At 70.8% G+C, this 25717-nt stretch carries 25 protein-coding genes; 1 reads left to right on the top strand and 24 read right to left on the bottom strand.

Annotated elements, in window-relative coordinates; all coding sequences use genetic code 11:
- Positions 1-558, bottom strand: a 558-nt coding sequence (locus tag MFF58_RS17490) for a TCP-1/cpn60 chaperonin family protein (protein WP_283206447.1), incomplete at its 3' end; no start/stop codon positions are given.
- A gap of 99 nt (positions 559-657) precedes the next feature.
- On the bottom strand, positions 658-945 hold the full coding sequence (gene groES, locus MFF58_RS17485) for a co-chaperone GroES (RefSeq protein WP_238290049.1): 288 nt from the start codon (positions 943-945) through the stop codon (positions 658-660).
- Between the two features lie 390 nt (positions 946-1335).
- Here groES and rsgA point away from each other — a divergent pair, with 390 nt between their 5' ends.
- Entirely contained in the window at positions 1336-2370 is a 1035-nt protein-coding gene (gene rsgA / locus MFF58_RS17480) for a ribosome small subunit-dependent GTPase A (RefSeq protein ID WP_238290048.1), read from the top strand.
- 370 nt (positions 2371-2740) lie between these two features.
- Here rsgA and MFF58_RS17475 read toward each other — a convergent pair whose 3' ends face one another.
- The 22 genes from MFF58_RS17475 to MFF58_RS17370 form a co-directional block, all read right to left on the bottom strand.
- On the bottom strand, positions 2741-3553 hold the full coding sequence (locus MFF58_RS17475; protein ID WP_238290047.1) for a class I SAM-dependent methyltransferase: 813 nt from the start codon (positions 3551-3553) through the stop codon (positions 2741-2743).
- 303 nt (positions 3554-3856) lie between these two features.
- On the bottom strand, positions 3857-4153 hold the full coding sequence (locus MFF58_RS17470; RefSeq protein WP_238290046.1) for a cytochrome C oxidase subunit IV family protein: 297 nt from the start codon (positions 4151-4153) through the stop codon (positions 3857-3859).
- On the bottom strand, positions 4150-4842 hold the full coding sequence (locus tag MFF58_RS17465; RefSeq protein ID WP_238290045.1) for a cytochrome c oxidase subunit 3: 693 nt from the start codon (positions 4840-4842) through the stop codon (positions 4150-4152). Before MFF58_RS17465 ends, MFF58_RS17470 begins: the two co-directional genes overlap by 4 nt.
- Positions 4839-6536 carry a cytochrome c oxidase subunit I gene (gene ctaD / locus MFF58_RS17460; protein ID WP_238290043.1) on the bottom strand — a complete coding sequence of 566 codons (1698 nt, stop codon included), beginning with the start codon at positions 6534-6536 and terminating at the stop codon, positions 4839-4841. Before ctaD ends, MFF58_RS17465 begins: the two co-directional genes overlap by 4 nt.
- A 34-nt stretch (positions 6537-6570) precedes the next feature.
- On the bottom strand, positions 6571-7650 hold the full coding sequence (gene coxB, locus MFF58_RS17455; RefSeq protein WP_238290042.1) for a cytochrome c oxidase subunit II: 1080 nt from the start codon (positions 7648-7650) through the stop codon (positions 6571-6573).
- Positions 7638-8150, bottom strand: a complete 513-nt coding sequence (locus MFF58_RS17450) for a hypothetical protein (protein ID WP_238290041.1) — start codon at positions 8148-8150, stop codon at positions 7638-7640. The genes coxB and MFF58_RS17450 overlap by 13 nt, the downstream gene beginning before the upstream one ends.
- Positions 8151-8163: 13 nt before the next feature.
- Positions 8164-9141, bottom strand: coding sequence for a hypothetical protein (locus MFF58_RS17445; RefSeq protein ID WP_238290040.1), 978 nt, complete (start codon positions 9139-9141; stop codon positions 8164-8166).
- Entirely contained in the window at positions 9138-9665 is a 528-nt protein-coding gene (locus MFF58_RS17440) for a c-type cytochrome (RefSeq protein WP_238290039.1), read from the bottom strand. Before MFF58_RS17440 ends, MFF58_RS17445 begins: the two co-directional genes overlap by 4 nt.
- Positions 9662-10189 carry a DUF3341 domain-containing protein gene (locus tag MFF58_RS17435; RefSeq protein ID WP_238290038.1) on the bottom strand — a complete coding sequence of 176 codons (528 nt, stop codon included), beginning with the start codon at positions 10187-10189 and terminating at the stop codon, positions 9662-9664. The genes MFF58_RS17440 and MFF58_RS17435 overlap by 4 nt, the downstream gene beginning before the upstream one ends.
- On the bottom strand, positions 10186-11544 hold the full coding sequence (nrfD, locus tag MFF58_RS17430) for an NrfD/PsrC family molybdoenzyme membrane anchor subunit (RefSeq protein ID WP_238290037.1): 1359 nt from the start codon (positions 11542-11544) through the stop codon (positions 10186-10188). Before nrfD ends, MFF58_RS17435 begins: the two co-directional genes overlap by 4 nt.
- Positions 11541-14345: a 4Fe-4S dicluster domain-containing protein gene (locus MFF58_RS17425; RefSeq protein ID WP_238290036.1), complete on the bottom strand. Its 2805-nt coding sequence runs from the start codon at positions 14343-14345 to the stop codon at positions 11541-11543. Before MFF58_RS17425 ends, nrfD begins: the two co-directional genes overlap by 4 nt.
- On the bottom strand, positions 14333-14992 hold the full coding sequence (locus MFF58_RS17420) for a cytochrome c3 family protein (protein WP_238290035.1): 660 nt from the start codon (positions 14990-14992) through the stop codon (positions 14333-14335). Before MFF58_RS17420 ends, MFF58_RS17425 begins: the two co-directional genes overlap by 13 nt.
- 109 nt (positions 14993-15101) lie before the next feature.
- Positions 15102-16001: a glycoside hydrolase 5 family protein gene (locus MFF58_RS17415; RefSeq protein ID WP_238290033.1), complete on the bottom strand. Its 900-nt coding sequence runs from the start codon at positions 15999-16001 to the stop codon at positions 15102-15104.
- A gap of 5 nt (positions 16002-16006) precedes the next feature.
- Positions 16007-16771 carry a TIGR04290 family methyltransferase gene (locus MFF58_RS17410; protein WP_238290032.1) on the bottom strand — a complete coding sequence of 255 codons (765 nt, stop codon included), beginning with the start codon at positions 16769-16771 and terminating at the stop codon, positions 16007-16009.
- Positions 16768-17358, bottom strand: coding sequence for a histidine phosphatase family protein (locus MFF58_RS17405; protein WP_238290031.1), 591 nt, complete (start codon positions 17356-17358; stop codon positions 16768-16770). Before MFF58_RS17405 ends, MFF58_RS17410 begins: the two co-directional genes overlap by 4 nt.
- Before the next feature lie 262 nt (positions 17359-17620).
- Positions 17621-18703, bottom strand: a complete 1083-nt coding sequence (locus MFF58_RS17400) for an inositol-3-phosphate synthase (protein ID WP_238290030.1) — start codon at positions 18701-18703, stop codon at positions 17621-17623.
- 27 nt (positions 18704-18730) lie between these two features.
- A complete protein-coding gene (locus MFF58_RS17395; protein ID WP_238290029.1) occupies positions 18731-19741 on the bottom strand; it encodes a UDP-glucuronic acid decarboxylase family protein in 1011 nt (336 codons plus the stop codon).
- A gap of 12 nt (positions 19742-19753) precedes the next feature.
- Entirely contained in the window at positions 19754-20848 is a 1095-nt protein-coding gene (locus tag MFF58_RS17390; protein WP_279603352.1) for a CgeB family protein, read from the bottom strand.
- A gap of 11 nt (positions 20849-20859) precedes the next feature.
- The gene (locus tag MFF58_RS17385) at positions 20860-21969 is read right to left on the bottom strand and encodes a CgeB family protein (protein WP_238290027.1); all 1110 of its coding nucleotides are present in this window, start codon (positions 21967-21969) and stop codon (positions 20860-20862) included.
- Positions 21966-23285: a CgeB family protein gene (locus MFF58_RS17380; RefSeq protein ID WP_238290026.1), complete on the bottom strand. Its 1320-nt coding sequence runs from the start codon at positions 23283-23285 to the stop codon at positions 21966-21968. The genes MFF58_RS17385 and MFF58_RS17380 overlap by 4 nt, the downstream gene beginning before the upstream one ends.
- Positions 23282-24415, bottom strand: a complete 1134-nt coding sequence (locus MFF58_RS17375) for a glycosyltransferase family 4 protein (protein ID WP_238290025.1) — start codon at positions 24413-24415, stop codon at positions 23282-23284. Before MFF58_RS17375 ends, MFF58_RS17380 begins: the two co-directional genes overlap by 4 nt.
- Positions 24400-25707, bottom strand: a complete 1308-nt coding sequence (locus MFF58_RS17370) for a TIGR04295 family B12-binding domain-containing radical SAM protein (protein WP_238290023.1) — start codon at positions 25705-25707, stop codon at positions 24400-24402. The genes MFF58_RS17375 and MFF58_RS17370 overlap by 16 nt, the downstream gene beginning before the upstream one ends.
- Positions 25708-25717: the final 10 nt, after the last annotated feature.

The raw sequence follows: 25717 nt of genomic DNA, 5'->3' as shown, positions 1-25717 counted from the left end.
TTCGGTCTCGGCGGTCTTGGCCTCCTCGACGGTGATGACGCCCTCGTTGCCCACCTTCTGCATGGCGTGGGCAATCATCTGGCCGATCTCGGTGTCGCCGTTCGACGAGATCGTGCCCACCTGGGCGATCTCTTCGGACGAGGCGACCTTGCGGGAGCGCTCGCCGATATCCTTCACGACCGCGGCCACCGCCAGGTCGATGCCGCGCTTCAGGTCCATCGGGTTCATTCCGGCGGCGACGTACTTCACGCCCTCCCGGACGATGGAGGCCGCCAGCACGGTCGCGGTGGTGGTGCCGTCACCGGCCGTGTCGCTCGATTTCGAGGCCACTTCGCGCACCATCTGGGCGCCCATGTTCTCGAACTTGTCGACGAGTTCGATCTCCTTGGCGACCGTCACACCGTCCTTGGTGATGCGCGGGGCGCCGAAGCTCTTCTCGATCACGACGTTGCGGCCCTTCGGACCGAGCGTCACCTTCACCGCACTGGCGAGCAGCTCGACGCCGCGCAGCATCTTCTCGCGGGCATCGACCGAAAAGCGAACGTCTTTAGCGGACATGTTGAGGGCTCATCATCTGTCGTTTTAGCCCCGAGGCACGCCACAGCGGGCGCCTCGAAGGGCAGGTCGAGGATCAAGGCCAGTGAGGCCGGATCGGCGCTAGGCGACGATGCCCAGGATGTCGGATTCCTTCATGATCAGCAGGTCCTGACCGTCGATCTTGACCTCGGTGCCGGACCACTTTCCGAACAGGACGCGGTCGCCGGCCTTGACGTCGAGCGGGTTGATCTTGCCCGCCTCGTCGCGCGCACCCGGGCCGACGGCGACCACCTCACCCTCCTGCGGCTTCTCCTTGACCGTATCGGGGATGATGATGCCGCCCTTGGTCTTCTCCTCGCCTTCGATGCGACGGAGCACCACGCGGTCGTGCAGCGGCCGGAAGTTCATTGTGAAATCCTGATCGTTCCCAAGCGAGATCCAGCCGACATGGCTGGCGCTATCGCGGGACAAGGCAGCGGCGAAGCAGATCATCGGCGCCCGATCGGCCCATCTTTAGCACTCTCGACGTGGAAGTGCTAACCCCTTCTCTCGGGGCCGACGTGTAAATTTCAGATACTGGAACGCCGCGTCTCCGCCGATGATCGGATACGGGAGTCTTGAGACTGGCTGCGCCGTCGGGGGCTCTTGGTGCGACTGGGAGGGACCAACGCGCCGACACGCCTTTCCGCGGGATTCTACATGGTCAACCGGATCGGCACCGTGGAACGATCTCGCGTTCAGTGAGGCTTCATTAGGAGGCTGGCTGCAGAGGGCTGGCCAGGCGCGTGGTGCCATGCCATGGGCAGGGCGGTGATCAATCATCTCACCGCCCTCCAGTCCGTGCCGCTCTCAAAGCTGGGGTGGTCCGACTTCTTCGAGGACCAGCGAGAACCCGACGAGGCTGTATTCGCCCCGATGCGGATCGCTGCGATCCACCGCTCCCGCCTGACCGCGTTATCGGAAGTCGGATCGGTCGAGTTGACCTTGGCCGCTCCTGCCGACGCGGGCGACCTTACGGTCGGCGATTGGGTACTCGTCGACCCGGTGACCCAGACACTGCATCGCCGTCTCGGCCGCAGGACGGTGATGGAGCGACGCACGGAGGGCAGCAGGACTCTTCAGGCCGCTGCGGCCAATGTCGACACGCTGTTCATCGTCACCTCCTGCAACGCCGACTTCAATCCCGCACGCCTGGAGCGCTATCTCGCCCTCGCCAATCAGGGCGGCACGGCCCCGGTGATCTTGCTCACCAAGGCCGACACGACGGACGATCTGGGAGCCTACCAGCGCCAAGCGTCCCAGCTGCAGCGCGGGCTCGACGTCGTCACCGTCAATCCCCGGCTCCCAGCAGCCGCGGACATGCTCGCTCCATGGTGCGGCTCGGGGCGGACCGTGGCGCTGGTCGGCTCCTCCGGGGTCGGCAAATCGACTCTGGTGAACACGCTGGTCGGCGCAGGTGAGGGGCCGGCTCAGCAGACCGGAGGCATTCGGGAGCACGATGCGAAGGGACGCCACACGACCACGTCGCGTTCGCTGCATGCCATTGCCGGCGGCGGCTGGGTCATCGACACGCCGGGAATGCGAACGCTGCACCTCAGTGGCGCCGCGGAGGGGATCGAGACGCTGTTCGCTGAGATCGTCGAGCTCGCGCCCTTGTGCCGATACCGTGACTGTACGCACGCCCATGAACCCGGCTGTGCCGTGAGCATCGCGATCAGTGAAGGCAAGATCGAACCGGAGCGTTTGGTCCGGTGGCGCAAGCTCTTCGATGAGAACCGGGACAACACGCCGACATCCGTGGGACCGCGCGGCCGTCAGCGTGCCAGCCGTTAGCCTCGGCGATCACACTCGGCAGGTGTGGATGCTGTGAGGCAGCGCGGAAATCGTTCGTCGCGACAGAGCCGCGTCGGCAGCCGCATGCCCGTTCGACCGTCTCATCGCCTCCGAAGCAGACCGACGGCTTCCGGCCAGGTAGGGCCGGCCGCTCCGCGTGGCGCGGTTAGTCATTGCGTTGGATCGCCGGCTTGCTCCGGCGCGGACATGCGGTGCCAATGGGCCGATCCGGCGCCGACGCGCACAACGGACGTAACAGGAGCTGGATCGTACCCTCGGTTGTGGCGATGACCCGGATGCGTGCAAGCGATCTGGGCCGAGACGGGAAAACTGATCTGCGGCCGCACTGAGCGCTGTGCTGAACGGCCGATCACCGGCCTGAGTCGAAGACGATGGCGCGCATGCGACCTTCGATCGGCCCCTGACCGAAGCGCGTCGCCAGGGACTCGGCCACCCGCCGGGTGGCCTCCGGTAGACCAGTGGGATTTCGCGCCATGATCTCGCCTCGCAAGGGCGTTCCCTGGCAGTAGGCCACGGCCGGCCCGTGCGGCGAGGGACTCCGACTTACGTGTTCGACCACCTCCGCCTTCACATCGGAGAAGCCGGCCTGTTTCAGTGCCGTGGCCATGCCGACGGTGTCGCAGTGGCCGTACGGCGTGCGCACGAGAAATCGAGGCGGATCGGCCGGGAAGAGTTCGGCGAGCGATTGCGTGACCGTGTCGGCGAAGTCATTCGCTCCGATGGAATCCCAGACGCTGAAAATCAGCCGTCCTGATCGCTTCAGGACGCGCCGGGCCTCTCGAAACGCCCGAAGCGGCTCGGGGAAGAACATGATCCCGAACTGGCACAGCACAACGTCGAAGGTCTCAGCAGCGAAAGGCAGAGCTTGGGCGTCGGTCTGCAGCCACTCGATGGGCCGGGTCTGACCCACACGATCCCGGGCGACGGCGAGCATGGCCGCGTTCAGATCGGTGGCGACCAAACGCGTCGTCGCGGGCAAGGCCGTGGCGAGCCTGCGGGTGACGACACCCGTGCCGGCGGCAGTCTCCAGGACGCTCCTCGGTACGAGCTGCCTCACCCGGACGGCCGCATCGCGGGCATAAGGCTCGAAGATCAGGGGAACGAGGTGGCGCTCGTACAGATCCGGGATCGAACCCGTGAATGCTTTGTCCGCCGCTGCCATTCGGCGTCCTCCCAAACACCGGCGTGAGCAGATCATGAAGCCGCAGGCTCAGGCTCGCAAGCGGCCATCGCGAAGGTGGCATGTGGAACGCCCTCTGCCGTTCACGGGGGCTGACCGGACCGGCCAGCATTCATTCGGAGGGTTCGGGAGGATCGGCCAGGCGAGAGGGCTGCACCGGTCGCGAAACGCGGCGGACCTCGACGGGGCCCTGAGGCTCAGCAGGCTCGACAATGCGGGTGAGACCGCGCCGATCACCCTGGAGCGGCGCGGCAAGATCGATGAAGCACGCGGGACGAGGTGTCCTCAGCTCCGCGTCAGACGGCTCAGCACGTCGGCGAAGGTCAGCGTGAACAGAATCGCCGACCAGAACAAGCCGCAGGCCGCCGTGAGGCGGATGAGGGCGGAGGCCTCGATCAGGCGCATGAACAGCAGCGCCACCAGCGCCGCCTGCGTCGTGGCGATTCCGAAGCTCACGGCCGCCGTCCAGGGGCCGAGCGGCGCGTAGGCCAGGGCGCACGCGACCGCCAGCAGCGCCATCAGACCGAGCCAGACTGGCAGTACCCGGCGCCAGACCGCGCCTGCGGAAACCGGCGCGCTCATCCCGGCCGCCCGACGAGGTAGAGGGCCGGGTAGAGGAACAGCCAAACCATGTCGACGAACCCCCAGTAGAGCATCGTCACCTCCACCTGCGGATTCCCAGGCAGGCGCTCCGGATGCCGCCAGCCGATCCAGATCAGCCGCGCAACGAGCCCGATGCCGACCGTCAGATGGACGCCGTGGATGCCGGTGGAGAGCCAATAGAAGCCGAAGAACAGCTGCGCGGAGGGCTCGGGGAGCTTGAATCCCCGCCCCGGCACGAGGTGCTCGGCGATATCGTCGCGGTACTCCATGCCCTTGACCGCCAGGAAGGCGAGGCCGAGCGTCGCCGTCGCCACGAGACACCACTGAGTGAGCCGGCGCAGCGGCACGTGCTCGGAGGCCAGCGAGGCGGCGGCGGCGCTCAGGCCGCTGGTGAGCAGGATCGCGGTGTTGAGGGTGCCGTAGACGATGTTCGTTTCGCGGGCGGCCGTCGCGAAGGCCTCCGCGTGCTCGGCCCGCACGGCGGCGTAGAACAGGAACAGCGCCCCGAAGAACAGCACCTCGCTGGCGATGAAGATCCAGATGCCGAAGGTGGCGCCGAAGCGCTGGTAGGACAGCGCCTCCTCCTGCGGGAGCCCCAGCCCGTCCCAGGGTTCGCGCAGGAACTCCGCGTGCAGCGGCGCTTCGGTGGCGATCGCGGGGTCGGTCACGTGAGCGAGCCCTGCGAGGGGATGCGCGGCTCGTCGTGCAGCGGGGCTGCGCCCTCCGGGTGGTAGTTGTAGGGCTTGGCGAGCACGGCGGGGCGGCCGAAGAAGTTGACCCGCGGCGGCGGCGAGGTGGTTCGCCATTCGAGGCCCGAGGCGTTCCAGGGGTCGTTCACCGCCCGGGCGCCGAAGAACAGCGACCACGTCAGGTAGCCGAGCGGCATCAGGTAGGCGGCCGCCAGCACCGCAGCACCCGAGGAGGAGAGCACGTTCCAGACCTGAAACTCCGGCGGGTAGACGTGGTAGCGCCGCGGCATGCCGAGATAGCCAGCGATGAATTGCGGGAAGAAGGTCAGGTTGAAGCCGAAGAACATCAGCACTGCGGCGAACTTCGCCCAGGTCTCCGGATACATGCGACCGGTGAACTTCGGCCACCAGAAGTGCAGGCCGGCGAAGTAGGCCGACACGGTCGCGCCGACCATGATGTAGTGGAAGTGGGCGACGACGAAGTAGGTGTCCTGCACGTGCACGTCGATCGGGATGGAGGCCAGGAACAGCCCGGTCAGGCCGCCGACCGTGAACAGCCCGATATAGCCCAGCACGTAGAGCATCGGCGATTCGAACCCGACCTGCCCGCGGTAGAGCGTGGCGGTCCAGTTGAACACCTTGATGGCCGAGGGCACGGCGACCACGAAGGACAGGAACGAGAAGATCAGCGCCGCGTAGGGCGACATGCCCGAGGTGAACATGTGGTGGCCCCAGGTGAAGAAGCCGATCACCGCGATCGCCACCAGGGCGTAGACCATGAAGTCGTAGCCGAAGATCCGCCGCCGCGCGAAGCAGGTGATCACCTCCGAGACGATGCCCATGCCGGGCAGGAGCATGATGTAGACGGCCGGATGCGAGTAGAACCAGAACAGGTGCTGGAACAGGATCGGGTCGCCGCCCTTCGCGGGATCGAAGATCGGCAGGCCCAGGGATCGCTCGGCCACCACCAGGATGATGGTCAGCGCCAGGACGGGGGTCGCGAGCACGAAGATGATGCTCGTCGTGTACATGGCCCATACGAACAGCGGCAGACGGAACCACGTCATCCCGGGCGCCCGCAGCAGGTGCGTGGTGGCGATGAAGTTCACCCCCGTGGCGATGGTCGAGAAGCCCGAGACGAACACCCCCAGCACGCCGATGGTCACGGCCGTGTTGGAGAAGGTGGTCGAGTAGGGGACGTAGAAGGTCCAGCCGGTGTCGATGCCGCCAGCCAGCACGGCGGTCGCGGTGATCAGGCCGCCAATGACGTTGAGGTACCAGCTCGCGAGGTTGAGCTTCGGGAAGGCGAGGTCCCGCGCCCCGATCATCAGGGGGAGCAGGAAGTTGCCGAAGGTGGTGGGGATCGACGGGATCAGGAAGAACCACACCATGATCACGCCGTGGAGCGTGAACAGCTTGTTGTAGGTATCGGCGCCGACGAGGTCGGCCTGCGGCGTGAACAGCTCCAGCCGCACCAGCGTGGCGGCCGCGCCGCCGATGAAGAAGAACAGGGTGACCGACAGCGCGTAGAGGATCGCGATGCGCTTGTGGTCGGTGGAGGTCAGCCACGATCCGAGGGTGCCGCCGGCCGACAGGTAGCTCTCGGGCAGGCCGAGGGCCAACTCGTCCGGGTCGGCGAGGCTCGCCGGGCTCTCGGCGACGCGCGTGCTCATGCGGGCACTCCGGTTCGGGATGCTGGTGCGGAGGTCACGGCCGCACCACGGGGCCGGCGGGGGAGGGCGTGTCGGCGACGGGGGCGCCCGGCACCATGGCGGGGCTGCGCTCGGACTGGGCACCCGGCACGCGCGACGACAGCGGCGGCACGCCCGGCGTGCGGACCTCCCGCGGCCCCGCGCCCAGCGAGCGGATATAGGCGGTCAGTTCCTGGATCTCGCCGTCCGAGAGCAGCCTCTCGTAGCTCGGCATGACCGGGGCGTAGCCCGCCACGACGTCGCGCTTCGGCTGGAGGATCGAGTCGCGCACGTAAGCGGCATCGACCGTGGCGAGTTTGCCGCCGTCGAGCTGCACGGCCTGCCCCCAGATGCCGGCGAGGTTCGGGGCATGGACCGTCGAGCCCGGCGCGTGGCAGCCCGAGCAGCCCTTCTCGGAGAACAGACGTTCGCCCTGGTGGGCGAGGTCGTCGCCCTCGGGCTGGGCCGAGAGCCAGGCCGCGTAGTCCTGCGGCTCCATGACGATCACCCGGCCGAGCATGCGGGCATGGTCGGTGCCGCAATACTCGGTGCACATGAGCTGGAAGGTGCCGGTCTTCGTCGCCTGGAACCACGCCTCGGTGGTCTGGTCCGGCACGGCGTCGCGCTTCAGCCGGAAGGCCGGGATGTAGAAGGAATGGATCACGTCCTGCGAGGTCAGGACCAGGCGCACCGGCACGCCCACCGGCACGTGCAGCTCGTTGATCTCGCGGGCGCCGTTCGAGGCCTGCGTCTTCCACATCCACTGCTTGCCGACGACGTGGACCTCCAGGGCGTCCTTCGGCGGCGAGAAGGCGCCGATCTCGGCCGAGGCGGCCCACCAGAAGATGAAGACGAAGACGAACAGGGTGGCGGCGGTCCAACCGATCTCGAATTCCCGGGAGACCACCTCGGGGAGCGGCCCCCGGTCGGCGTTCGAGCCCCGGCGGAAGCGGATCGCGAAGGTGACCACGAGGCCGACCACGAGGAGCACGATGGCCGCCGAGACAAGAGTGAGGCCGATGAAGATCCGGTCGACCTTGGCGGCGTGTGTGGAGGCGGCGACCGGCATCAGCCAGGCGGGCATCAGCGATCCCATCGGCGCCCCACCTCGGAGGCGGCGCGTTGCACGGTGCCGGGTTGCCCGTCCGGCGACATCACGGTGCTCGACGCGCCGCCGCGGCTGCCGAGGGGCGGCACCTGCTCGGGCTGGGCGGGCGCAGCGAACCCGGCATCGCCCTCCGCGGCCAGCCGGGCCATCGCCGCCGCGACCGGAATCCGGGCGATGCCCTTGTCCCGGTCGACCCAGGCGTAGCCGGAGAGCCGCGCCTTCTGATCCCGGAGGAGGGCGGCGAGGTCGCTCGCGGGCGCCCGCTGGAGCTGCGGCTGCGCGAAGGTGCGGGGTGGCCGCATCAGCGGCAGGTCGACGGTCAGCGTGTAGTAGAGGCGCAGGCCCGCGAGCGTCGCGCCCACGAAGACGACGATGAACAGGCCGGTGAGCAGCACCGGGCGCAGCGCCAGGGCGGGCGCCTCCGTGCCGGGACGGGCGTGGCCCACGGCGTCGTCGTGAACGCCGGTATGAAGCTGGCCATCGGCCACGGGGGAGGGCTGATCAGGTATGGCGCGGCCTCCCGGCGGCCCGGATCCGGGCGAGGCGGCGGGTGATCTGGCGACCCACCGGCGCCGACAGCAGGGCCAGCAGCGCGGCGCACAGGGCAGCCCAGGCGGCAGCCGGACCCGCGCCGGCCTCGTAGGCGGGCAGCACGTACCACGCGAGGTGCAGGGCCACGCCGATCAGGGTGAGGAGACCGACCACCCGCAGGGACGCGACGCTCCGCCGGATCCGCCCGAACAGCAGGGCCGCGAAGGGCAGGAGCCCGCCGGCGGCGAGCGCCGCGAGGAGCACCGCGATCCAGGGGCCGGTTCCGCGCCTCAGGTACCAGACCGACTTCTCAGGCAGGTCGCCGTACCACGCGACGATGTAGGACATCAGGCTCAGGTAGAGGACGCCCAGAAGGGTCGCGAGGATCAGACCGGCCAGGTCGGCGGCGCGCTCCGCGTCGAGCCCCGGCGGGCTCGCGAGCGCCGCCCAGGCGAGCGCCGCCAGGATCTGGTGGAACGCGACGTTGGCCGCGAAGGCCGATGAGGTGAAGTGCGGCTCCACCGAGAGGATCCAGTCCACCGCCACGAGGCTGATGGTGAGCCCGTAGAAGCTCAGGCCCAATGCCGCCGCGAGGGGGGAACAGCGGCCCGCGAGGCACAGCAGCGCGAGGACCGACCAGCCGACGAGCGTCACCGCGGCCCGCAGGTCGAACAGGGCCGGGTCGAGGTAGAGTTCGGCGACCCCCGGCTTCACCGTGCCGGGGTCGGCGGCCCAGGGATACAGGGCGGGGAGACTGAGCGCCACGCCGAGGAAGGCCAGGGCGGCCAGCGGTATCAGGCCGGCGGCCGGACGCAGGGCGGGCGCCAGGGCCTCGCCCCAGCGGCCACCGGTCACCCGGTGGATCAGCATCAGAACGAGGCTGCCCACGGGAACCGCGCTCCAGACCAGCCAAGCGACGAGCCAGCCGCGGGCGAGATTCGCCATCATGGCAGCTGCTCTGCGAGACCGGGGACGTCCGCGACCCGCGCGCCTTGCGAGAGCTGAAGCGCCCGGATGTAGGCGGCGATCGCCCAGCGGTCCCGGGGGGCAACCCGGGCCGCGTAGGGGTACATCACGCCGTAGCCCCTGGTGATCACGTCGACGAAGTACCGGGCGGGCGCCGCCCGCAGGCGGTCCTCGTGGTAGGAGGGCGGCGGCGGGAAGCCGCGCTGCACGACCATGCCGTCGCCGTGGCCTGAATAACCGTGGCAGGGGGTGCAGATCGCCTCGTAGCGTTCCTTGCCGCGGGCGAGCAGGGCTGCGTCGAGGTGCGGCGGCGTGTCGAGGCCGGCATCATAGGCGGCATCGCCCTGCGCGACGGTTCCGGCCGGCGGCGTCTGCGTCTCGGCGCCGCCCGGGAAGAGCGGCGCCGTGCCGTAGACCTCGTAGCGGTTCTGTACCCGCATCGATTGGTCGTCGCAGGCCGTCAGGCAGAGGGCCGGGAGGGCGGCGAGGAGGAGCGCGCGCCTCATCCGTGCATCTCCGAGACGAGCAGCGCGCCGGCCTCCTCCAGACGCCGGCGCAGGGGCGCAGGCGCGTCCTTCGGCGCCACGAGGAGCAGGAAGCGATCCTGGCTCGCCCGCTCGAACTGCGGCATGTCGTGGACCGGGTGGTTGAGCCGCGGCAGGCCGCAGGACCAGAGCATCGCGGCGAAGCCCGCGACGGCCGCCGCCAGCACGCCGAACTCGAACGGCACCAGGGTGAAGACCGGCCAGGAATGGAGCGGCCGGCCGCCGGAATTCAGCGGGTAGGCGTAGACCGCGCTGTACCATTGCAGCCCGTACATCGCGGCCGCCGCCCCGAAGCCCGCCAGAGCCATGACGGGCCGCACCGGGTTGCGCGCGGGTTCGAGGGCGCCCGACAGCTCCTCGAGCGGGAAGGGCGTGAAGGCGTCGAGCAGGCGGTGGCCGTCGGCCCGGGCGAGCCGCAGGGCCCGCACCAGCGCGTCGGGGGTCTCGAACTCGGCCAGCAGCGGCTTGGTGGACGGCCTGCTCATGCGGCAGCCCCCTCGTCGTGGCTGATCTGCCGGACCTCGTGCATCGAGATGACGGGTAGGATCCGCACCAGCACGAGGAACCCGAGCACGAACAGGCCGAGCGGCCCGAACAGGATCGCGAGGTCGTAGAGGCTCGTGTGATAGGTCCGCCACAGGCTCATGGCGTGGCCGTGCGAGAGCGTGTTCCACACGATCAGGATACGCTCGAACCACATCCCGATGTTGATGACCACCGAGATCCCGGCGAGCACCCAGAGGTTGCGCCGCGCGAACGGGAACCACAGGGCCTGCGGCACGACGCAGTTGCAGGCGATCAGGGCGTAATACAGCCAGCGATAATCGCCCACGAAGAAGTAGCGCACGACATCGCGGTCGGCAGGCTCGCCGCCGTACCAGGCCATGAACCACTCGGTGGCGTAGGACAGGGTCATGACCACGCTGGCGAACAGCATGACCTTGCCCATGACGTCGAAATGGGCCGGCGTGATCACCGCCTGGAGGTTCAGGCCCCAGCGGATGAAGATCGCGATCACCACAACCATCGCGAAGCCGGAATACATCGCGCCGACGACGAAGTAGGGGGGGAAAATGCTCTCCTGCCAGCCGGGCATCAGGCTCGCCGCGAAGTCGAGGCCGACGATGGAGTGGACCGAGCAGACCAGCGGCACCGCGAGCGCCGCCATGGTCTTGTGATAGGTCTCGTAGACCTGCCAGTGCCGGGCGGAGTTGCGCCAGCCGAGGGCGAGGGCGCCGTAGATGACCTGCCCGGCCCGGGTGGTGGCCCGGTCGCGCATCGTGGCGAGGTCGGGCAGGAGGCCAGTGAACCAGAACAGGGCCGAGAACAGGATGTAGCTGAGGATCGCCCAGAAATCCCACACCAGGGCCGAGCGCCATTGCGGCCAGAGCTCCATGGTGTTGGGGTAGGGCGCCAGCCAGTAGGCGTAGAGCGGCCGCCCGAGATGGATGATCGGGAAGATCCCGGCGATCCCGGCGGCGAACAGGGTCATCGCCTCGGCGAAGCGGTTGATCGAGGCGCGCCAGCGCTGGCGCGTGAGCAGCAGCATCGATGAGATCAGCGTGCCGGCATTGCCGATGCCGATCCACCAGACGTAGTTGGCGATGGAGAAGCCCCAGACCACGGTGGTGTTCACCCCCGAGAGCCCGATCCCGACGGTGAGCACCGCGCCGATCGCCCCGAGGGTCACCAGCACGAAGGGCAGGGTGGCGAGCAGGGCGTAGAACCAGAGCCTGCCGGGGCCGCGCTTCTGGATCGGGTCGGCGATCGCCGCCGAGATCGCGCCGTGGCTGAGCTGCGCCGGAACGATCCAGCGAGGGGCCTGCGCGCCTCCGGTCATGTCCGGCCCCCGAGGTCGGGGTTCGGGGCGTGCAGGTCGGCGAGGTAGGTGGTGCGCGGCCGCGTGTTCAGTTCCTCCATCAGCGCGTAGTGCCGGGGGTCCCGGCGCAGGGCCAGGATCGGGTCGCCCGACTTCGCGAGGTCGCCGAAGGTGATCGCCCTGGTCGGGCAGGCGGACTGGCAGGCGGTGACGACCGGATCCATGGGCCGCCCGTCGCGCTCGGAGGCTTGGCGCTCGTTGGCGATCCGCTGGATGCAGTAGGTGCACTTCTCCATCACGCCGCGGGCCCGGACCGTGACGTTCGGGTTGTGCTGCGCCTTGATGCTCTCGGCGCCCATGGTGGCGTAAGGCTGCCCGTCGGCATAGCCGAAGAAGTTGAAGCGCCGAACCTTGTAGGGGCAGTTCGCCTCGCAGAAGCGCGTCCCGACACAGCGATTGTAGACTTGGAGGTTCAGCCCCTCGCCGTCATGGACCGAGGCCGCCACCGGGCAGACCGGTTCGCAGGGCGCGTGCTCGCAATGCATGCACGGCACCGGCTGGAAGCCCGCCCGCACCGCGTCGGGCGTGCCGGAATCGTAGAGGTCGACCCGCAGCCAGTGCATCATCCGGCCCCGGGCGATCTCCTCCGGCCCGACGACCGGCACGTTGTTCTCGGACTGGCAGGCGACGACGCAGGCGTTGCAGCCGATGCAGGCGTGCGTGTCGATCACCATGGCCCAGGCATGGCCGTCGGCGTCGCCCCTCCAGGGGTCCAGCAGGCTCGGCTGGCCGGCGCCGCTGCCTTTGGGCGCTGCCTGGGCAAGATCAACCAAGGCGATCTGCCGGAAGAGCTTCCTCGTCTCGCCCTCGATCTGCGTGTAGGTCTGGGTGCGCAGCACGTTGCCCCGCCGATCGGTCTTCGCGAGGTTCACGCCGGACAGCAGCCGCGGGGCCGCCGTGGTGGCGAGGCTGTAGCCGTCCGCACCGACGCCGTTGCCGATGGCCCCGGCCCGGGGGCGGCCGTAGCCGAGGGTCAGGGCGCCGGCCCCCTCGGCGACGCCGGATTCCACCGCCACCAGCACCTCGACCTGCCGCCCTCCCAGCCCGAGCGTGACGACGTCGCCGGCCTTGAGCCCGCGGCGCGCCGCCTCGCCCTCAGACAGCGCCAGGGCGTTGCCCCAGACCTGCTTGGAGACCGGCTTCGGGCATTCCTGCAGCCACGCATTGTTGGCGTAGCGGCCGTCGTACAGGCAGGGATCGGCGCGCAGCTCGATCGCGAAGCCGGCATTCGGGGACGCCGGCAGGGATGGCAGCCGCGCTGCGCCGGGCTCGACCGGCGCAGCGGCGCTGTCTGGGATCACCCCATCGTGGAGCGCCCGGCGCCACCAGCCCTCGAAATTGCCGCCGCCCTGATCGTGCCACGTCGCCCGGACGATGTCGTAGCCGGCCGTGGCAGGCTCGCCGGCCAGCAAGGACAGGATCTCGTGGGCCGAGCGGCCGCCGTAGAGGGGCCGGACCAGGGGCTGAACGAGGCTCGCGGTGCCGTCCAGCGCGCGCAGGTCCGACCAGCTCTCGAGCGCGTGGGCCAGCGGCAGGTGCCAGTGCGTGGCGCCCGCGGTCTCGTCGCCGTGCAGCCCGGCATGGAGCGAGAAGCCGGCTCGGCCGATCTTCTCCGCGAAGGCGAGGTCGGCGGGCGCCGTATGAGCCGGGTTGCAATCGAGGATCGCCAGGCAGGAGACCGCCCCCGCGTCGAGATCCGCCGCCAGGGTGGCGAGATCGGCGGGCGCACGGTCGCCGGCGACGTCGAGCGGGACGGTGTAGGTGATCGGCGCCTTGAGCCGCCCGTTGATCCAGTGCCCGAGGGCGTGCAGTTCCGGGGGCAGGGCATCGCCGACGAGGACCAGGGCGCGGCCCTCGGCTCCGCGCAGATCCGACGCCGCGGCCGCGGCGAACCGGGCCGCCTCCGGAGGCAAGTCGGGGGCGGGGAGGGCGGCGCCCAGATGGTTGGCCAGGGCGGCCAGGAGGGCGCCCGCGTGGTGGGGGTGAAGGGCATAGCGGGCGTCGGCCTTGATGCCGGTCTGGGTCAGCGCGGTCTCGGCGACGTAGATCCGGCCGAACCGCGCCGAGTCGCGGCGGCGGTCCATGAGGGCACGGCTGAACCGGATCTGGTCCGGGCTTGGCCCGAGGGGATCGGCGCCGATGCAGAGAATCGTCTCGGCCCGACCGGGATCCGGCAGCGCCCGCAGGGGACGGCCGAAGGCGAGCTCCGCGCCGCGCAACGCGGCGGCGTCGTTCAGAGGCTCGTGGACGTGCCAGACCGCCTCCGGCATCGCCTGCAGTAGAGACGCGATCTGGTGCAGGAGCGTCGGCGACGTGACGTGCCCGGTGAGCAGGCGGAAGCCCTCGCCCTTGGCCCGGCGCGCCTGCGCCAGGGGGACGGCCAGGGCCCGCCCGACCATGTCCCAGGAGGCGATGCCGTTCACCCGCTCGGTCACGGTGCGCGAGCGGTCCGGATCGTAGAGGTCGAGGATCGCTGCCTCGGCGAAGACGTCGGTGGCGCCCCGGCTGCCCGGGTGCAGCGGGTTGCCCTCGATCTTGATCGGCCGCCCGTCCACCGCGATGGCGTGGACGCCCCGCGCCCAGCCGCCGAGCGACAGGGCAGTGGCGTAGCGTACCGGCACACCGGGCAGGAGACGCTCCGGCGCGACCACGTAGGGCACGAGTTCTTCCGAGGGCTTCGAACAGGCGCCGAGGCCGAGAGCGATGCCCGCGGAGAGCAGGCCCAGGGCCTCGCGGCGGGAGGGGACGCTCAGCGGTGGCATATGGAGCACTCGCTGAGCCGCTCGGGGCTCTTGATGTGATAGGCCTTTACCAGCTGCGCGCCGGCCGCTCTCTGGTCCGGCGGGGGCGTCCAGTCCATGTCGAACACCGCCTCGCGGGGGCGAAGGTTCGGAGCCGGGTCGCGGTGGCAGTCGAGGCACCAGCCCATGGTGAGCGGGGCGACCTGCCGGATCAGCTTCATGGTCTGCACTTCGCCGTGGCAGGTGGTGCAGCCGACGCCCTTGGCCACGTGAACGGAGTGGTTGAAGTAGACGTAGTGGGGCAGGGTATGGACCTTGCGCCACAGGAGCGGACGTCCCTCGGCGAGGCTGGTCCGCACCGGCGCCAGCATCGGCGCGTTGGTCCAGATCTGCGAGTGGCAGCTCATGCAGGTCTCGGTGGGCGGGATCCCCGGGAAAGCGGCCTTCTCCACCGACGTGTGGCAGTAGCGGCAATCGATCCCGAGGCCCCCAACATGGTGCTCGTGGCTGAACGGGACCGGCTGCTCGCGGGTCACGTCCTGCTGGGTGGCGTAGGGCGACCGCCAGAACGCGTAGGCGAGGCCCATGGACAGGACCGGGACCACCGCCACCGCGGCGAGGACGACCCGCGCGACCGTGTCGGCACCCGGACGGAAGATCTGCACCATTCCGGGCGTCCACCTCCCCGCGGCGTCGAACCGTCAGGAGCGTCGGGCGACCCTTCGTGCCGCGGCTCCGCGTTGACGGATAGCCGCTGTCCCCGGATCGATCGCCAATCTATGTTGGCGCGCCCGGCGCGTAGCGCTGGACCATGGCGGTGCAGAACTCCGCGAACTCGGCGCGGACCAGCGGCGCGCTGGTGTGATGGGGCGAGATGCCCCGGTGCTCGGGCGTGAAGCAGAAGGTGACGGTGACGTCGAACTCGTCCAGCGCGGCCATCTGACGGTCGAACCAGTCGAGGGCGCCGGGGCGAAAGCTGTCGGCCCAGGACAGGCCGGTGCGCAGGTGACGGACACCGAGCCGCCGCATCCACGCCACGGCCTCGTCGAGCCGGTGATCCTCGAAGTGGAACCACTGGCACAGGCCGATCTCGGGGGTGTGGCGGGCGAAGCTCTCGAGGGCGATCTTCGGGGTGCCGTCCTGGCGCAGCAGGCCCATGTGGAAGTGCCGGTAGTAGGAGGAGCCCTCGGCCTCCTTGTGGCGGGTGGTGGCCTCCCATTCCCGCGGCAGGTCGTAGAGGCTGTACCAGTGGATCCTGGGGGCCCGGCCGGAGAGCAGCTCCAGGGTCCGGCGCAGGCCCCAATCCTGAACCTCCTCGGCGCCGAAGGTCGAGACGCCGACCTCCGAGACCCAGACCGGAAGGGTCGTGACCGCGCGGATCTCGTCGACCTTGGCTGGCCAGTCGTGGATCGACCACAGGTTCCAGTCCAGGGGGAAGCCGTGAACCGCCACGGCGTCGACGGCGTCGAGGACGCCGCGCTCTTCCATGTTGCGGATGAAGAGGGGATCGATCGGCGAGATGCCGCCGAGCACGCGGGTCAGGGCCGGGTTCGCCGCCCGGATCGCGTGGCCCGCCTCCTTGACCATCTCGGCGAAGAGCAACCAGTCGGGGTCGATCTCCGGGTCCCAGTGCGACTTGTTGTTGGGCTCGTTCCAGAGCATCACCGAGTCGATCATCGCGCCTACCTGCGTCCTTGAGTATCCGCCCGCGCCGGATATTCGGCCCCCAATCCGTAGGGGACCGGCGCGGCGCGACAGATGTAGACTTCAGCCTCGGGCTGGCCCGCGATGGAGAAGCCGCTCGCCCGCAGCATCGCCTCGATGCCGGCGCGGTTGGGGATCCACCAGTTGGTCCAGTCATGCGCGTAGGCGCGTTCGACGAAGTGCATCCGCGGGTATCCGGGCCGCTCGAACTGGTCCATGTCCCAGAAGTCGTAATCCTCCGCTACCGGCTCGACGGCGCGGCTGCCGCGCAGCATCGACTGGAACACCATGAGGTCGCCGGCCACATGCTCCCGGATCAGGTCGAGGGCGAGCAGCGGGTGGCGCAGGTGGTAGAGCACCCCCATGAACAGCACGACGTCAAACCGCTCGCCCAGGGTGCCGACGTCGTAGACCGAGAGGTTACGGAACTCGATGTCGTAGCCGAGATGGGCCGCGGCGAAGCGGGCCTGGGCGAGGTATCGCTCATCCGAGTCGACGCCCAGCACGCGCGCCGCGCCGCGCTGCTTCATCGTAATGGCATAGAAGCCGCCGTTGCAGCCGATGTCGAGGACGCTCTTGCCGGTGAGGTCGGCGGGGATCGCGTGGGCGAAGCGACGCCACTTCACCCCCGGGTAATCGCCGAGGAAATGGTCCGGGGCGGTCCAGACCCCGTCGCCGAGGTCGAGGTTGTGAAACCAGGGGCCGAGGGCGTCGGCCCGCCGGCGCAGGTCGGAGGCCGTCATGGTGCGGTCCGTTCGTTGAGGGAGACCACCCGTCCGCCACCGGGCCAGAGGGCGAGTTCGCTGCAGGAGGCCGGATCGACGACGATCCGGTCGTAGGCGTCGAGGCCGAGGCCGAGGACCTTGAGGAGGGCCGCCCGGATCACGTCGGCGTGGCTCACCAGGATGACCGGCGCGCCGTCCTCGGTGAAGCGATCGAGGACCCGGCCGATGCGGGCCTGCGCCTCCGCCATGCCCTCGCCGCCCGGCGGGCGGGCAGTGGCACGCTCGGTGTTCCAGATGGCCCAGAGGGGATCGGCCGCCAGCGCCTCGAAGGTGCGGCCCGTCCAGTCGCCGAACGCGACCTCGTCGAGGTCCGGCTCGGTCGTGGCGGTGAGGCCGAGGGCGGCGGCGATCGGGGCCGCGGTTTCCGCCGTGCGCGCCCGGGGGCTCGTCAGCAGCGTGCCGGCGCCCGTCCCGGCAAGACGGCGCGCGACGGCCCGTGCCTCGGCGCGGCCGAACTCGCCGAGGGAGACGCCGCGCATGCGACCACACAGGATCCGGCCAAGCCGGTCATGGCTGCCGTGGCGGACGAGGAAGACCCGCCTCATGCGAGGCTCGGGCGGGCTGGAGGCCGCGCGCGGATCCCCGCGCCCCGCCTGGGCGGAGCGGGCATCACGCGCCCCTGTCGGGGCCGGCCGAGAAGCGGCGGCCAGGGGAGCGGGGGCGGCACCGGGCGGTTTCCCGGCGGCATCGCCCTCTCACCGTCGCTCCGGCCGCGCCTGCGCGTCCGGCAGGCGTGACGGGGTGCCTGCGGGCGACTCCCCACGCGCCGGGAGGTGGGGGCTCGGCCCCAACCATCCGCACGCGCGATCACGCCCCTTCGCCCGCCGCGAAGCGCAGGGTCCGCTCCCGCGCCTCCGTGTCGGTGAACTGCCGGGGCGGGGACTTCATGAAGTAGCTCGACGGGCCTTCAAGGGCGCCGCCGAGGCCCCGGTCGAGCGCGAGGCGGGCGCAGCGCACCGCGTCGATGACGATCCCGGCGGAGTTCGGCGAGTCCCAGACCTCGAGCTTCAATTCGATGTTGAGCGGCACGCCGCCGAAGGCGGTCCCCTCCAATCGGATATGGGCCCATTTCCGGTCGGTCAGCCACGGCACGTGGTCGCTCGGGCCGACATGGACGTCGGCCGGCGCCAGCGCTACGTCGAGCTGGCTCGTCACGGCCCGGGTCTTCGAGAGTTTCTTGGACTCGAGCCGCTCCCGTTCGAGCATGTTGAGGAAGTCGGCATTGCCGCCGAAATTGAGCTGGTAGGTCCGGTCCAGCCGGACCCCGCGCTCGCGCATCAGGTTGGCCAACACCCTGTGCACGATGGTGGCGCCGACTTGGCTCTTGATGTCGTCGCCGACGATCGGCAGCCCCCGGGCGGCGAAGCGCTCCGCCCATTCGGGATTCGACGCGATGAAGACCGGGATGCAGTTCACGAAGGCGCAGCCGGCCTGCAGCGCGCATTCGGCGTAGAACTCTGTGGAAGCCTGTGAACCCACCGGCAGGTAGGAGACCAGCACCTGCGTGCCGGTGCGGGTGAGTTCCGCCACCACGTCGGCCTCGGGCTCAGACGATTCCGCGATCACGCCCTTCAGGTAGTGGCCGATCCCGTCGAGGGTCGGGCCGCGGCGGACGGTGACGCCGGTCGGCGGCACCGCGGCGAAGACCTGTGTGTTGTTGGGTTCGGCCAGGATCGCCTCGGCGAGGTCGCGCCCGACCTTTGCGGCGCTCACGTCGAAGGCCGCGACCACCGCGATGTCGCGCACCCGGTAGCCGCCGAGATCCGGCGACATCAGGCCCGGCACGGACTCGCCGGAAGCCGCGTCGCGGTAATGGTGCAGCCCCTGCACGAAGGACGAGGCGCAGTTGCCGATCCCGACGAGGCCGACGCGGATGGGGGAGACGGCCATCAGCGCCTCGACCGCTGGGGGGATAGGTCAGCCGGCGACAACGGCGCGCTCCTCGATCGCCGCGCGCAACGGGCGCGGGGCGATCTCGCGCGAGAACCACGCGATCGTCGCCTCCAGCCCCTCTTCCAGCGGCACCTTGGGCGACCAGCCGAGCAGGGTCTCGGCGCGCGTGATGTCGGGGCGGCGGCGCTGAGGATCGTCCACGGGCAGCGGCCGGCGGACGATCCGGGACGGGGTCTCGGTCATCCGCACGACGAGGTCGACCAGTTCGCCCACCGTCATCTCGCGGGGGTTGCCGAGGTTGACCGGCCCTTCGAGGGGCGTCTCGACCCGCATCAGCCGGAGCAGGCCGTCCACGAGGTCGCTGGCGTAGCAGAAGGAGCGGGTCTGCTCGCCGTTGCCGTAGATGGTGATGTCGTCGCCCGAGAGCGCCTGGCAGATCACGTTCGAGACGACCCGGCCGTCATCGGCGCGCATCCGCGGCCCGTAGGTGTTGAAGATCCGGGCCACCCGGATGTCGAGGCCGTGCTGGCGCTCGAAGTCGAAGGTCAGGGTCTCGGCGGAGCGCTTGCCCTCGTCGTAGCAGGCCCGCGGCCCCGTGGGGTTCACGTTGCCCCAGTAGGATTCCTGCTGCGGATGCCGCTCGGGATCGCCGTAGACCTCGCTGGTGGAGGCCTGGAGGAAGCGCGCCCCACAGGCCCGGGCGAGTTCCAGCAGCCGGCCGGTGCCCAGCACGCTGGTCATCATCGTGTGGATCGGATCGGCCTGGTAGTGCGGCGGCGAGGCCGCGCAGGCGAGGTTGAACACTTGGTCCACGCGCGGCAGCGGCGGCAGCGGCTCGGTCACGTCCGCCTCGACGAAGTCGAAGCGCGGCTCCTTCGCCAGATGCGCGAGGTTCGCCCGCCGGCCGGTCAGCAGGCTGTCGACGCAGGTGACGCGCGCACCGTCGGCGATGAGCGCGTCGATCAGATGCGAGCCGATGAAGCCGGCACCGCCGGCAACGAGGACTCGGATACCACTCCTGGTTCCCACCAACATTCTCCCGAGTGCCTAGTGACCGGTAAGCGCGAGATCGGAGGCACGCACGTCGTCACGCGCCGCGCGTAGGGCATGCTCAAGTTCGGCGGCGCGGGCGGCGGCGGTGTGCCGGACGAGGATTGCCGCGCGGGACGCCGCGCCGAGGCGCCGCCGCTCCGCTTCGGAGCGAACGCGCAGGATGGCGAGGACGTCGTCCGGGCCGTCGGGCAGGAGTATCTCGCGCTCCGGTACGAGCAACGTGTCGAGCCCGTCCCAGCGGTCGGAGATCACCGGCGTCCCGCAAGCGCCCGCCTCGAACAGGCGCACGCTCGGGCTCCAGCCGGCCCGGATCATGTCGGCGCGGGTCACGTTCAGGGTGTAGCGGCTCGCCGTGTAGAAATCCGGATGCCGGTCCGGCGGCAGGTGCTCGATCCGCTCGACGTTGGCGGGCCAGTCGATGGCGGCCGGATATTGCGGGCCGGCGACCGCGAAGCGCAGGTCCGGCGCGCGCCGCGCTGGCTCGATCAGCAGGCGCTCCAGCGTGGGCTGACGGTCCGGAGAGTAAGTCCCGAGATAGCCAAGGTCGTAGCGCGCCGGGCGGTCGAGGGGCGGATAGGCGTCCGGATCGACCGAGCAGTAGAGGGCGCGGGCCGCGGGAGACCCGTAGGCCTGCTCCAGGCGCCTCAGGGTCGGGCCGCCCGTGAAAGACAGGTAGAGGTCGTAATTGCGAATCTGCTCGGCCGCGAGGTAGGCGCAGGTGCCGGCCTCCAGGGCCGCCAGGGTCACCGGCGTGTCGATGTCGTAGAAGGCGCGCGCGCCACGCGCCCAGTCGAGCACGCGCGCGCCGGCCGCGATCCCCTCGGGCACGTAGGAGCCGACGATCACGGCATCCGCCGCGGCGATGGCGGCGCGGTGCTTCGCGAGCCCGTCGAGGTCGGCGTAGAAGGCGAGCTCGCAGAAGCCCGGATCGGGCAAGTCGCGGTGGGCGGCGTACCAGGGCACGTCGCGTTCCAGGAACAGCACGGCGTGGCCGCGGGCCGCGAAGGCCTTGAGGAGGGCGCGGTAGGTGGTGGCGTGGCCGTTCCCCCAGGAGGAGGACAGGCTCAGGCCCAGAACGACGAGGCGCATCGGGGCCGCGCTCACGCGACACTCCGCCGGACCGCGCCGGCTTCCGCCTTGCGGGCCGCCTCGGCCCGCAGGATCGCGTCGACCTCGACCGCCCGCCTCGCGTAGGTATGCTCGGCCACGATGCGGCGGCGGGCGGCCTCGCCGATGGCGCGGGCGCGCTCCGGGGTCAGGGCGGCGACATGGTCGGCGACATCCCGCCCGTCCCGCGCGACCAGCACCTCGGTACCCGCGTCGAGGAACAGGCCGAGGCCCTCCCACGCGTCGGTGATCAGGCAGGCGCCGGCACCCGCCGCCTCGAACACGCGGGTGGCGGGGGAGAAGCCCACCGCCGCCATGCTGTCGCGGGCGATGTTCAGGACCGCCAGGGGCGTCGTGTTGAAGGCGTTGTGCTCGCGCGTGTAGACGTGGCCGAGATGCCGGACGTTCAGCGGTAGGCCGCGGCTCTCCCAGCCGTTGCCGCCGATCAGGAAGGCCCGTTCCGGCAGCCGGGCCGCCGCCGCGAGGAAGAACTTCTCCACCCGCGCCTCGCGGTCCGGCAGGCGGTTGCCCAGGAAGGCGAGGTCGGCCGCGAAGCGCGGCTCCGGCGGCACCGGGAAATGGGTTTCCGGATCGAGGGCGTTGTAGATCGGGATGCAGGCGCGGGCGCCGAAGCCCCCGTAGGCCGAGACCACCGGCGGGCCGCCCCCGTAGGTCAGCACGAGGTCGAGGTCGGGGAGGGCGCGGCGGAGCGCGTGGTCGGGGCTGGCACGCATCTCGGCGAGAGTGGCCGGGGCGTCCACGTCCCAGAAGATCCGTACCGCCTCGGGGCGGGACGCGGCGATCACGCCGTGGAGCAAGTCGTCGTCGAACACGCCGACGCCGCTCGCCTTGATTACCACGTCGGCCTCGGCGGCCTCCGCGATGACCGCGCGGGCGGCTTCGATGGTCGCCGGGTAGACCTTCACGGCTGCGTAGGGCGGCGCCTCGATGTCCCGGTGCTGCTGCCGGTCGAAGGCGTCCGGCTCGTAGAAGATGATGGTGTGGCCGTGCCGCGCCAGGGCGGCGAGCATGCCCCGGTAGTAGGTTGCGGCGCCGTTCCAGTAGGACGACAGCAGGGAGGAGCCGTAGAAGGCGATTCTCACGCGGTGGCCTCCAGGGTGGCGGGCGCCCGCAGGCTCTCGGCGATGGCGAGCAGTTCCTCGGCCCGGTGCGCGCAGGTGTGGCGCGACCGGATGGTGGCGAGCCCGGATTCCGCGAGCGCGGCCCGCAGGCCGGCATCGGAGCGGAGGGCGCGCAGGTGGCGCTCCATCTCGGCGCCGGTGCGGGCCACGAGGTAGTCCCGGCCTGGGCGGAACAGCCCTTCCGCGTCGTCCCAGGGGGCGCAGACCAGGGGGATGCCGCATGCCAGGGCCTCGAACACCCGGATCGTAGGGATGCCCGGCAGGCGCTCGACGTAGAAGCGCCTCGGCACGTGGACCGTGGCGATGTGGCGGGCGAACAGGCCGGGCGCGGCGGCGTTCGCCGCCCAGCCGTGATAGCGGACGCCGTAGCGCCGCAGGGTCGCGAGTGCCGCCTCGGGGTAGCGCACGCCGTAGACGTCGAGGGGCAGGCCGGCCTGTTCGGCGGGGCGGAACAGGTAGGTTTCCAGCTCGGCGCTGCGCTCCCCGTCGCCCCAATTGCCGATCCAGATCAGGCCCGAGCGAGGGCCTTCCGGACTGCCGGAACCGGAGGCGACCGGTTCCCTTCTCCCGGCGTGCGTGGGTTGGTTTGAGGGGTCAAATCCGTCCGTCAAGAGCGCGCCGCCGCCCTGCCGCAGATCGGAGGTCGTTGCGGAAACCCCTTCTCCCTCACCCGGTCCGTCTCCCGCATGGGGGAGGGGACCCGCGCCGGATCCGAAGACGTCGCGACCCGCCCGCTCTTCGGCCGTGGGATGGAACAGCCGGGTGTCGGCGGCCTCGTGCCAGACGAAGACGTGGCGTCCCCAGCCCTGCGCCCGGTAGACGGCCGCGAGAGTCTCGCCGAAGGCCAGGACGCCGTCGTAGCCGGAGAGATCGAAGCGCGCCATCTCCTCGGGGGCGCTCACCGCCCTGTGGTGCGTGTCATGGAACAGGAGCGTGTAGCGCGCTCCGCAGCGCCGCGCGGCGCCCAGGGCCGCCACCAGGGCCGGGTCACTCCACTCGTGGACGAGGACGAGGTCGCTCCCGGCCACGCGCTCGACAACGTCCTCGACGGCGGCATAGCGCTCCGAGGCGAGGTCCGGATACGCGGCACGGTAGGCGGCGAGGCCGGCCTCGCCGTGGTCGCGCAGGAGATTCTCGAGGCTCCAGGCGCCCTCCGGCTCGTAAGCGGCGACGGCGTGTCCGCGCGCCATCAGCGCCCGCAGGACGCCGCGCAGGAAATGCGCGTTGCCGTGGTTCCAGCACGAGGCCAGGGAATGGGTGAAGTAAGCGATCCTCATGCGGCGGCTCCACCGAGCCGCGCGGGTGTGCCGGCGAGGAGGCCGCGCAGGATGCCGAGCACCCCATCGATCATCGGCTCGACGCCGTAGCGGGCGGCGCGGGCAGCCGCGGCCGCGCTGGCGGCGGCGCGCCGTTCGGCATCGTCGAGGAGGCCCTGCACGGAGGTGGCCGCGGCGGCCGCGTCGTCCGGCTGCACGAAGGCGGCGGCGCCGTCCCACAATTCCCGGAAGCTCGGGATATCGGAGAGCACCAGCGCGCAGCCGGCCGTAGCCGCCTCCAGCACGGCGAGGCCGAAGGGCTCGTAGCGGGCGAGCGAGACGAAGACCGGCCGAGCGGCGAGTTCCGCGGCAATGCCGACGTCGTCGAGCCGCCCGAGGAGATGCAGGTGGCGCGTCCCGACCTGCGCGCCGTTCGGCCCCTCCACGGAGCCGGCCGCGCGCAGCGGCGCGGACAGGCGGGCGGCAAGGCCGTCGAGGGCGGCGGCGTTCTTGGCCCGATCCCAGAGCCGGCCGGCCGTGAAGGCGTGGCGCGCGAGGGCCCGGGGAGCCGAGCCGCTCGGGGTGCGCCCGTTGCGGACCACCCGGGGCGGCCGCGCGAGTCCGCAGACCCGGGCGGTGGCCAGAGCGTGGGCCCGCGTGGGGGCGAGGAGGGCATCCGCGGTGCGGCAGCCCCGCACCGTGAGGTCGTGGCGCCAAGCGAGGTCGGGGGGCAGCGGCCCGGTCTCGACGGCCTCCCACCACGTCGCCACGCAGGAATGGCACACGGCGGCGACCGGCATGGGATAATCCGCCAGCGCCAGGGCGGGGCTGTGCAGGTGGACGCAATCGGCTTCGAGGCTTCGGGCAAGCTCCGCGAACGCCCGCGCGGCATCCAGCACGATGTCGGACGTCTCGGCGGTCCAGTCGAGGGGCAGGCCGGTGGCGAGGATGCGCGCGCCGGTGGCATCTTCGGCCGCCGCGATCCGCGCGTCGGAGGGCGCGGGTCCCAGGACCGCCACGGTCACCGGCAGGCCCCGCCGCACGAGGCCGGCCGCGAGGTCGAGGCTGTACTGCCAGACCCCGCCCACCGCGTCCGCGCTCATCAGGACGTGCGGCGCCATAGTCCGGGACGGGTTCAACAGCACCCGCATGCGGCCTCCAGCTCGGACAGCGGCAGGGGGCGCTCGTCCTGGATGTCGCTGAACTGGTCGAACTGGCCGAGATAATGGTGGTGCGCCCGCTCCCAGGCCCGGTCGTCGGGCTCGCCCCAGAGGCGCCGGTAATCGGGGGAGCTCGGATAGGGATAGAGCGGCACCGGGTCGTTCGCCCAGACGCCCTGGCCGCGCAGGCGGTCGCGCCACGTCGCCACGAGATCGGGGTCGTCCCCCGCCACGGCGATGAGGTTCGCCTGCACGAAGGGCACCGTGCGGCGGGCATGGATCAGGCGCTCGGCGAGGTCGTCCGTCGAGGCGCGGCAACGCTTGTCGAGGGCGGCCCGGCCGGCCTCGGTAAGGCTCTCGATCCCAGCCTCGATGGAGACGCATCCCGCCGCCCCGAGGAGGTCGAGCATGTCGGGCTTCCACAGGTCGATCCGGGTCTGGATCCCGAAGCGGAGGTCCCGGGCGACCAGCGCCTCCAGCATAGGCTTCTGCGGCAGGAAGATCTCGTCGACGAAGTAGACGTAGGTGACGCCCTGCGCGATCAACCCGTCGATCTCGTCGAGGACGCGGGTCAGGTCCCGCCGCCGGTAGGCGTCGCGGAAATCGATCTTGGCGCAGAACGAGCAGGTGTAGGGGCAGCCGCGCGAGGCCTCGACCTCGGCGCCCGGACCGTCCGGTGCGGCGTCGAACCGATGATGGTGGTGCCGGTGCCGGGCGATCCAGGCCTCCGGCCAGCGCAGGGCCGGCAGGTCGGTGAACCGCCCGGCCTGGGGCGGACCCGTCACTGCCGCTGCCTCGCCGTCGCGGAAGGCGAGGCCGGGCACGGCCCGCAGGGTCGCCGGGCGCAGGTCGGCGAGGTCCGCGAGACGGGCGACGACCTCCTCGCACTCGCCGCGCACGACGATGTCGCAGCCGAGCTTGTCGAGGACGGGCCGCGGGGTCGCCGAGCCGTGGGGACCGACCGCCACGGTGGCGCCGCCCCGGCCCGCCAGGGTGTCGAGGAAGGCGCGGGGCACCCGTAATTCCGGCGGGGCGCAGCGCCAGAACAGGTAGGTCGGCGCCGTCACCACCACGGTCATGTCCGGCACGAAGGCGGCCACGCGGTCGGCGGCGGCCTCGGCGGACAGGCCCTCCAAGTGGGCGTCGACCAGCAGCGTCTCGTGCCGGGCGGCCGCCAGGAGCGCCGCGGCATAGCCGAGTTCGAGCGGCAGGTGCGGCTCGCGGCAACCAAAATAGATGCTGTTGCGATAGTCCCAGGGCGGGTTGACGAGCGCGACTCTCATGGGGCGTCTC

This window comes from Methylobacterium longum (assembly GCF_022179385.1).
Lineage (GTDB): Bacteria > Pseudomonadota > Alphaproteobacteria > Rhizobiales > Beijerinckiaceae > Methylobacterium > Methylobacterium longum.
The sequence above is the reverse complement of the archived record's forward strand: the minus strand, read 5'-3'. Positions and strand labels throughout refer to the sequence as shown.

Bases quoted from the DNA above. Each gene is read 5' to 3' on its own strand.
- MFF58_RS17420 (WP_238290035.1), bottom strand. From the start codon at position 14,992: ATGGTGCAGATCTTCCGTCCGGGTGCCGACACGGTCGCGCGGGTCGTC.
- ctaD (WP_238290043.1), bottom strand. From the start codon at position 6,536: ATGAGCACGCGCGTCGCCGAGAGCCCGGCGAGCCTCGCCGACCCGGAC.
- coxB (WP_238290042.1), bottom strand. From the start codon at position 7,650: ATGGGATCGCTGATGCCCGCCTGGCTGATGCCGGTCGCCGCCTCCACA.
- MFF58_RS17435 (WP_238290038.1), bottom strand. From the start codon at position 10,189: ATGAGCAGGCCGTCCACCAAGCCGCTGCTGGCCGAGTTCGAGACCCCC.
- groES (WP_238290049.1), bottom strand. From the start codon at position 945: ATGAACTTCCGGCCGCTGCACGACCGCGTGGTGCTCCGTCGCATCGAA.
- nrfD (WP_238290037.1), bottom strand. From the start codon at position 11,544: ATGACCGGAGGCGCGCAGGCCCCTCGCTGGATCGTTCCGGCGCAGCTC.
- MFF58_RS17405 (WP_238290031.1), bottom strand. From the start codon at position 17,358: ATGAGGCGGGTCTTCCTCGTCCGCCACGGCAGCCATGACCGGCTTGGC.
- MFF58_RS17415 (WP_238290033.1), bottom strand. From the start codon at position 16,001: ATGATCGACTCGGTGATGCTCTGGAACGAGCCCAACAACAAGTCGCAC.
- MFF58_RS17445 (WP_238290040.1), bottom strand. From the start codon at position 9,141: ATGATGGCGAATCTCGCCCGCGGCTGGCTCGTCGCTTGGCTGGTCTGG.
- MFF58_RS17400 (WP_238290030.1), bottom strand. From the start codon at position 18,703: ATGGCCGTCTCCCCCATCCGCGTCGGCCTCGTCGGGATCGGCAACTGC.
- MFF58_RS17395 (WP_238290029.1), bottom strand. From the start codon at position 19,741: ATGTTGGTGGGAACCAGGAGTGGTATCCGAGTCCTCGTTGCCGGCGGT.
- rsgA (WP_238290048.1), top strand. From the start codon at position 1,336: ATGGGCAGGGCGGTGATCAATCATCTCACCGCCCTCCAGTCCGTGCCG.
- MFF58_RS17370 (WP_238290023.1), bottom strand. From the start codon at position 25,707: ATGAGAGTCGCGCTCGTCAACCCGCCCTGGGACTATCGCAACAGCATC.
- MFF58_RS17440 (WP_238290039.1), bottom strand. From the start codon at position 9,665: ATGAGGCGCGCGCTCCTCCTCGCCGCCCTCCCGGCCCTCTGCCTGACG.
- MFF58_RS17425 (WP_238290036.1), bottom strand. From the start codon at position 14,345: ATGCCACCGCTGAGCGTCCCCTCCCGCCGCGAGGCCCTGGGCCTGCTC.
- MFF58_RS17375 (WP_238290025.1), bottom strand. From the start codon at position 24,415: ATGCGGGTGCTGTTGAACCCGTCCCGGACTATGGCGCCGCACGTCCTG.
- MFF58_RS17410 (WP_238290032.1), bottom strand. From the start codon at position 16,771: ATGACGGCCTCCGACCTGCGCCGGCGGGCCGACGCCCTCGGCCCCTGG.
- MFF58_RS17380 (WP_238290026.1), bottom strand. From the start codon at position 23,285: ATGAGGATCGCTTACTTCACCCATTCCCTGGCCTCGTGCTGGAACCAC.
- MFF58_RS17390 (WP_279603352.1), bottom strand. From the start codon at position 20,848: ATGCGCCTCGTCGTTCTGGGCCTGAGCCTGTCCTCCTCCTGGGGGAAC.
- MFF58_RS17475 (WP_238290047.1), bottom strand. From the start codon at position 3,553: ATGGCAGCGGCGGACAAAGCATTCACGGGTTCGATCCCGGATCTGTAC.
- MFF58_RS17470 (WP_238290046.1), bottom strand. From the start codon at position 4,153: ATGAGCGCGCCGGTTTCCGCAGGCGCGGTCTGGCGCCGGGTACTGCCA.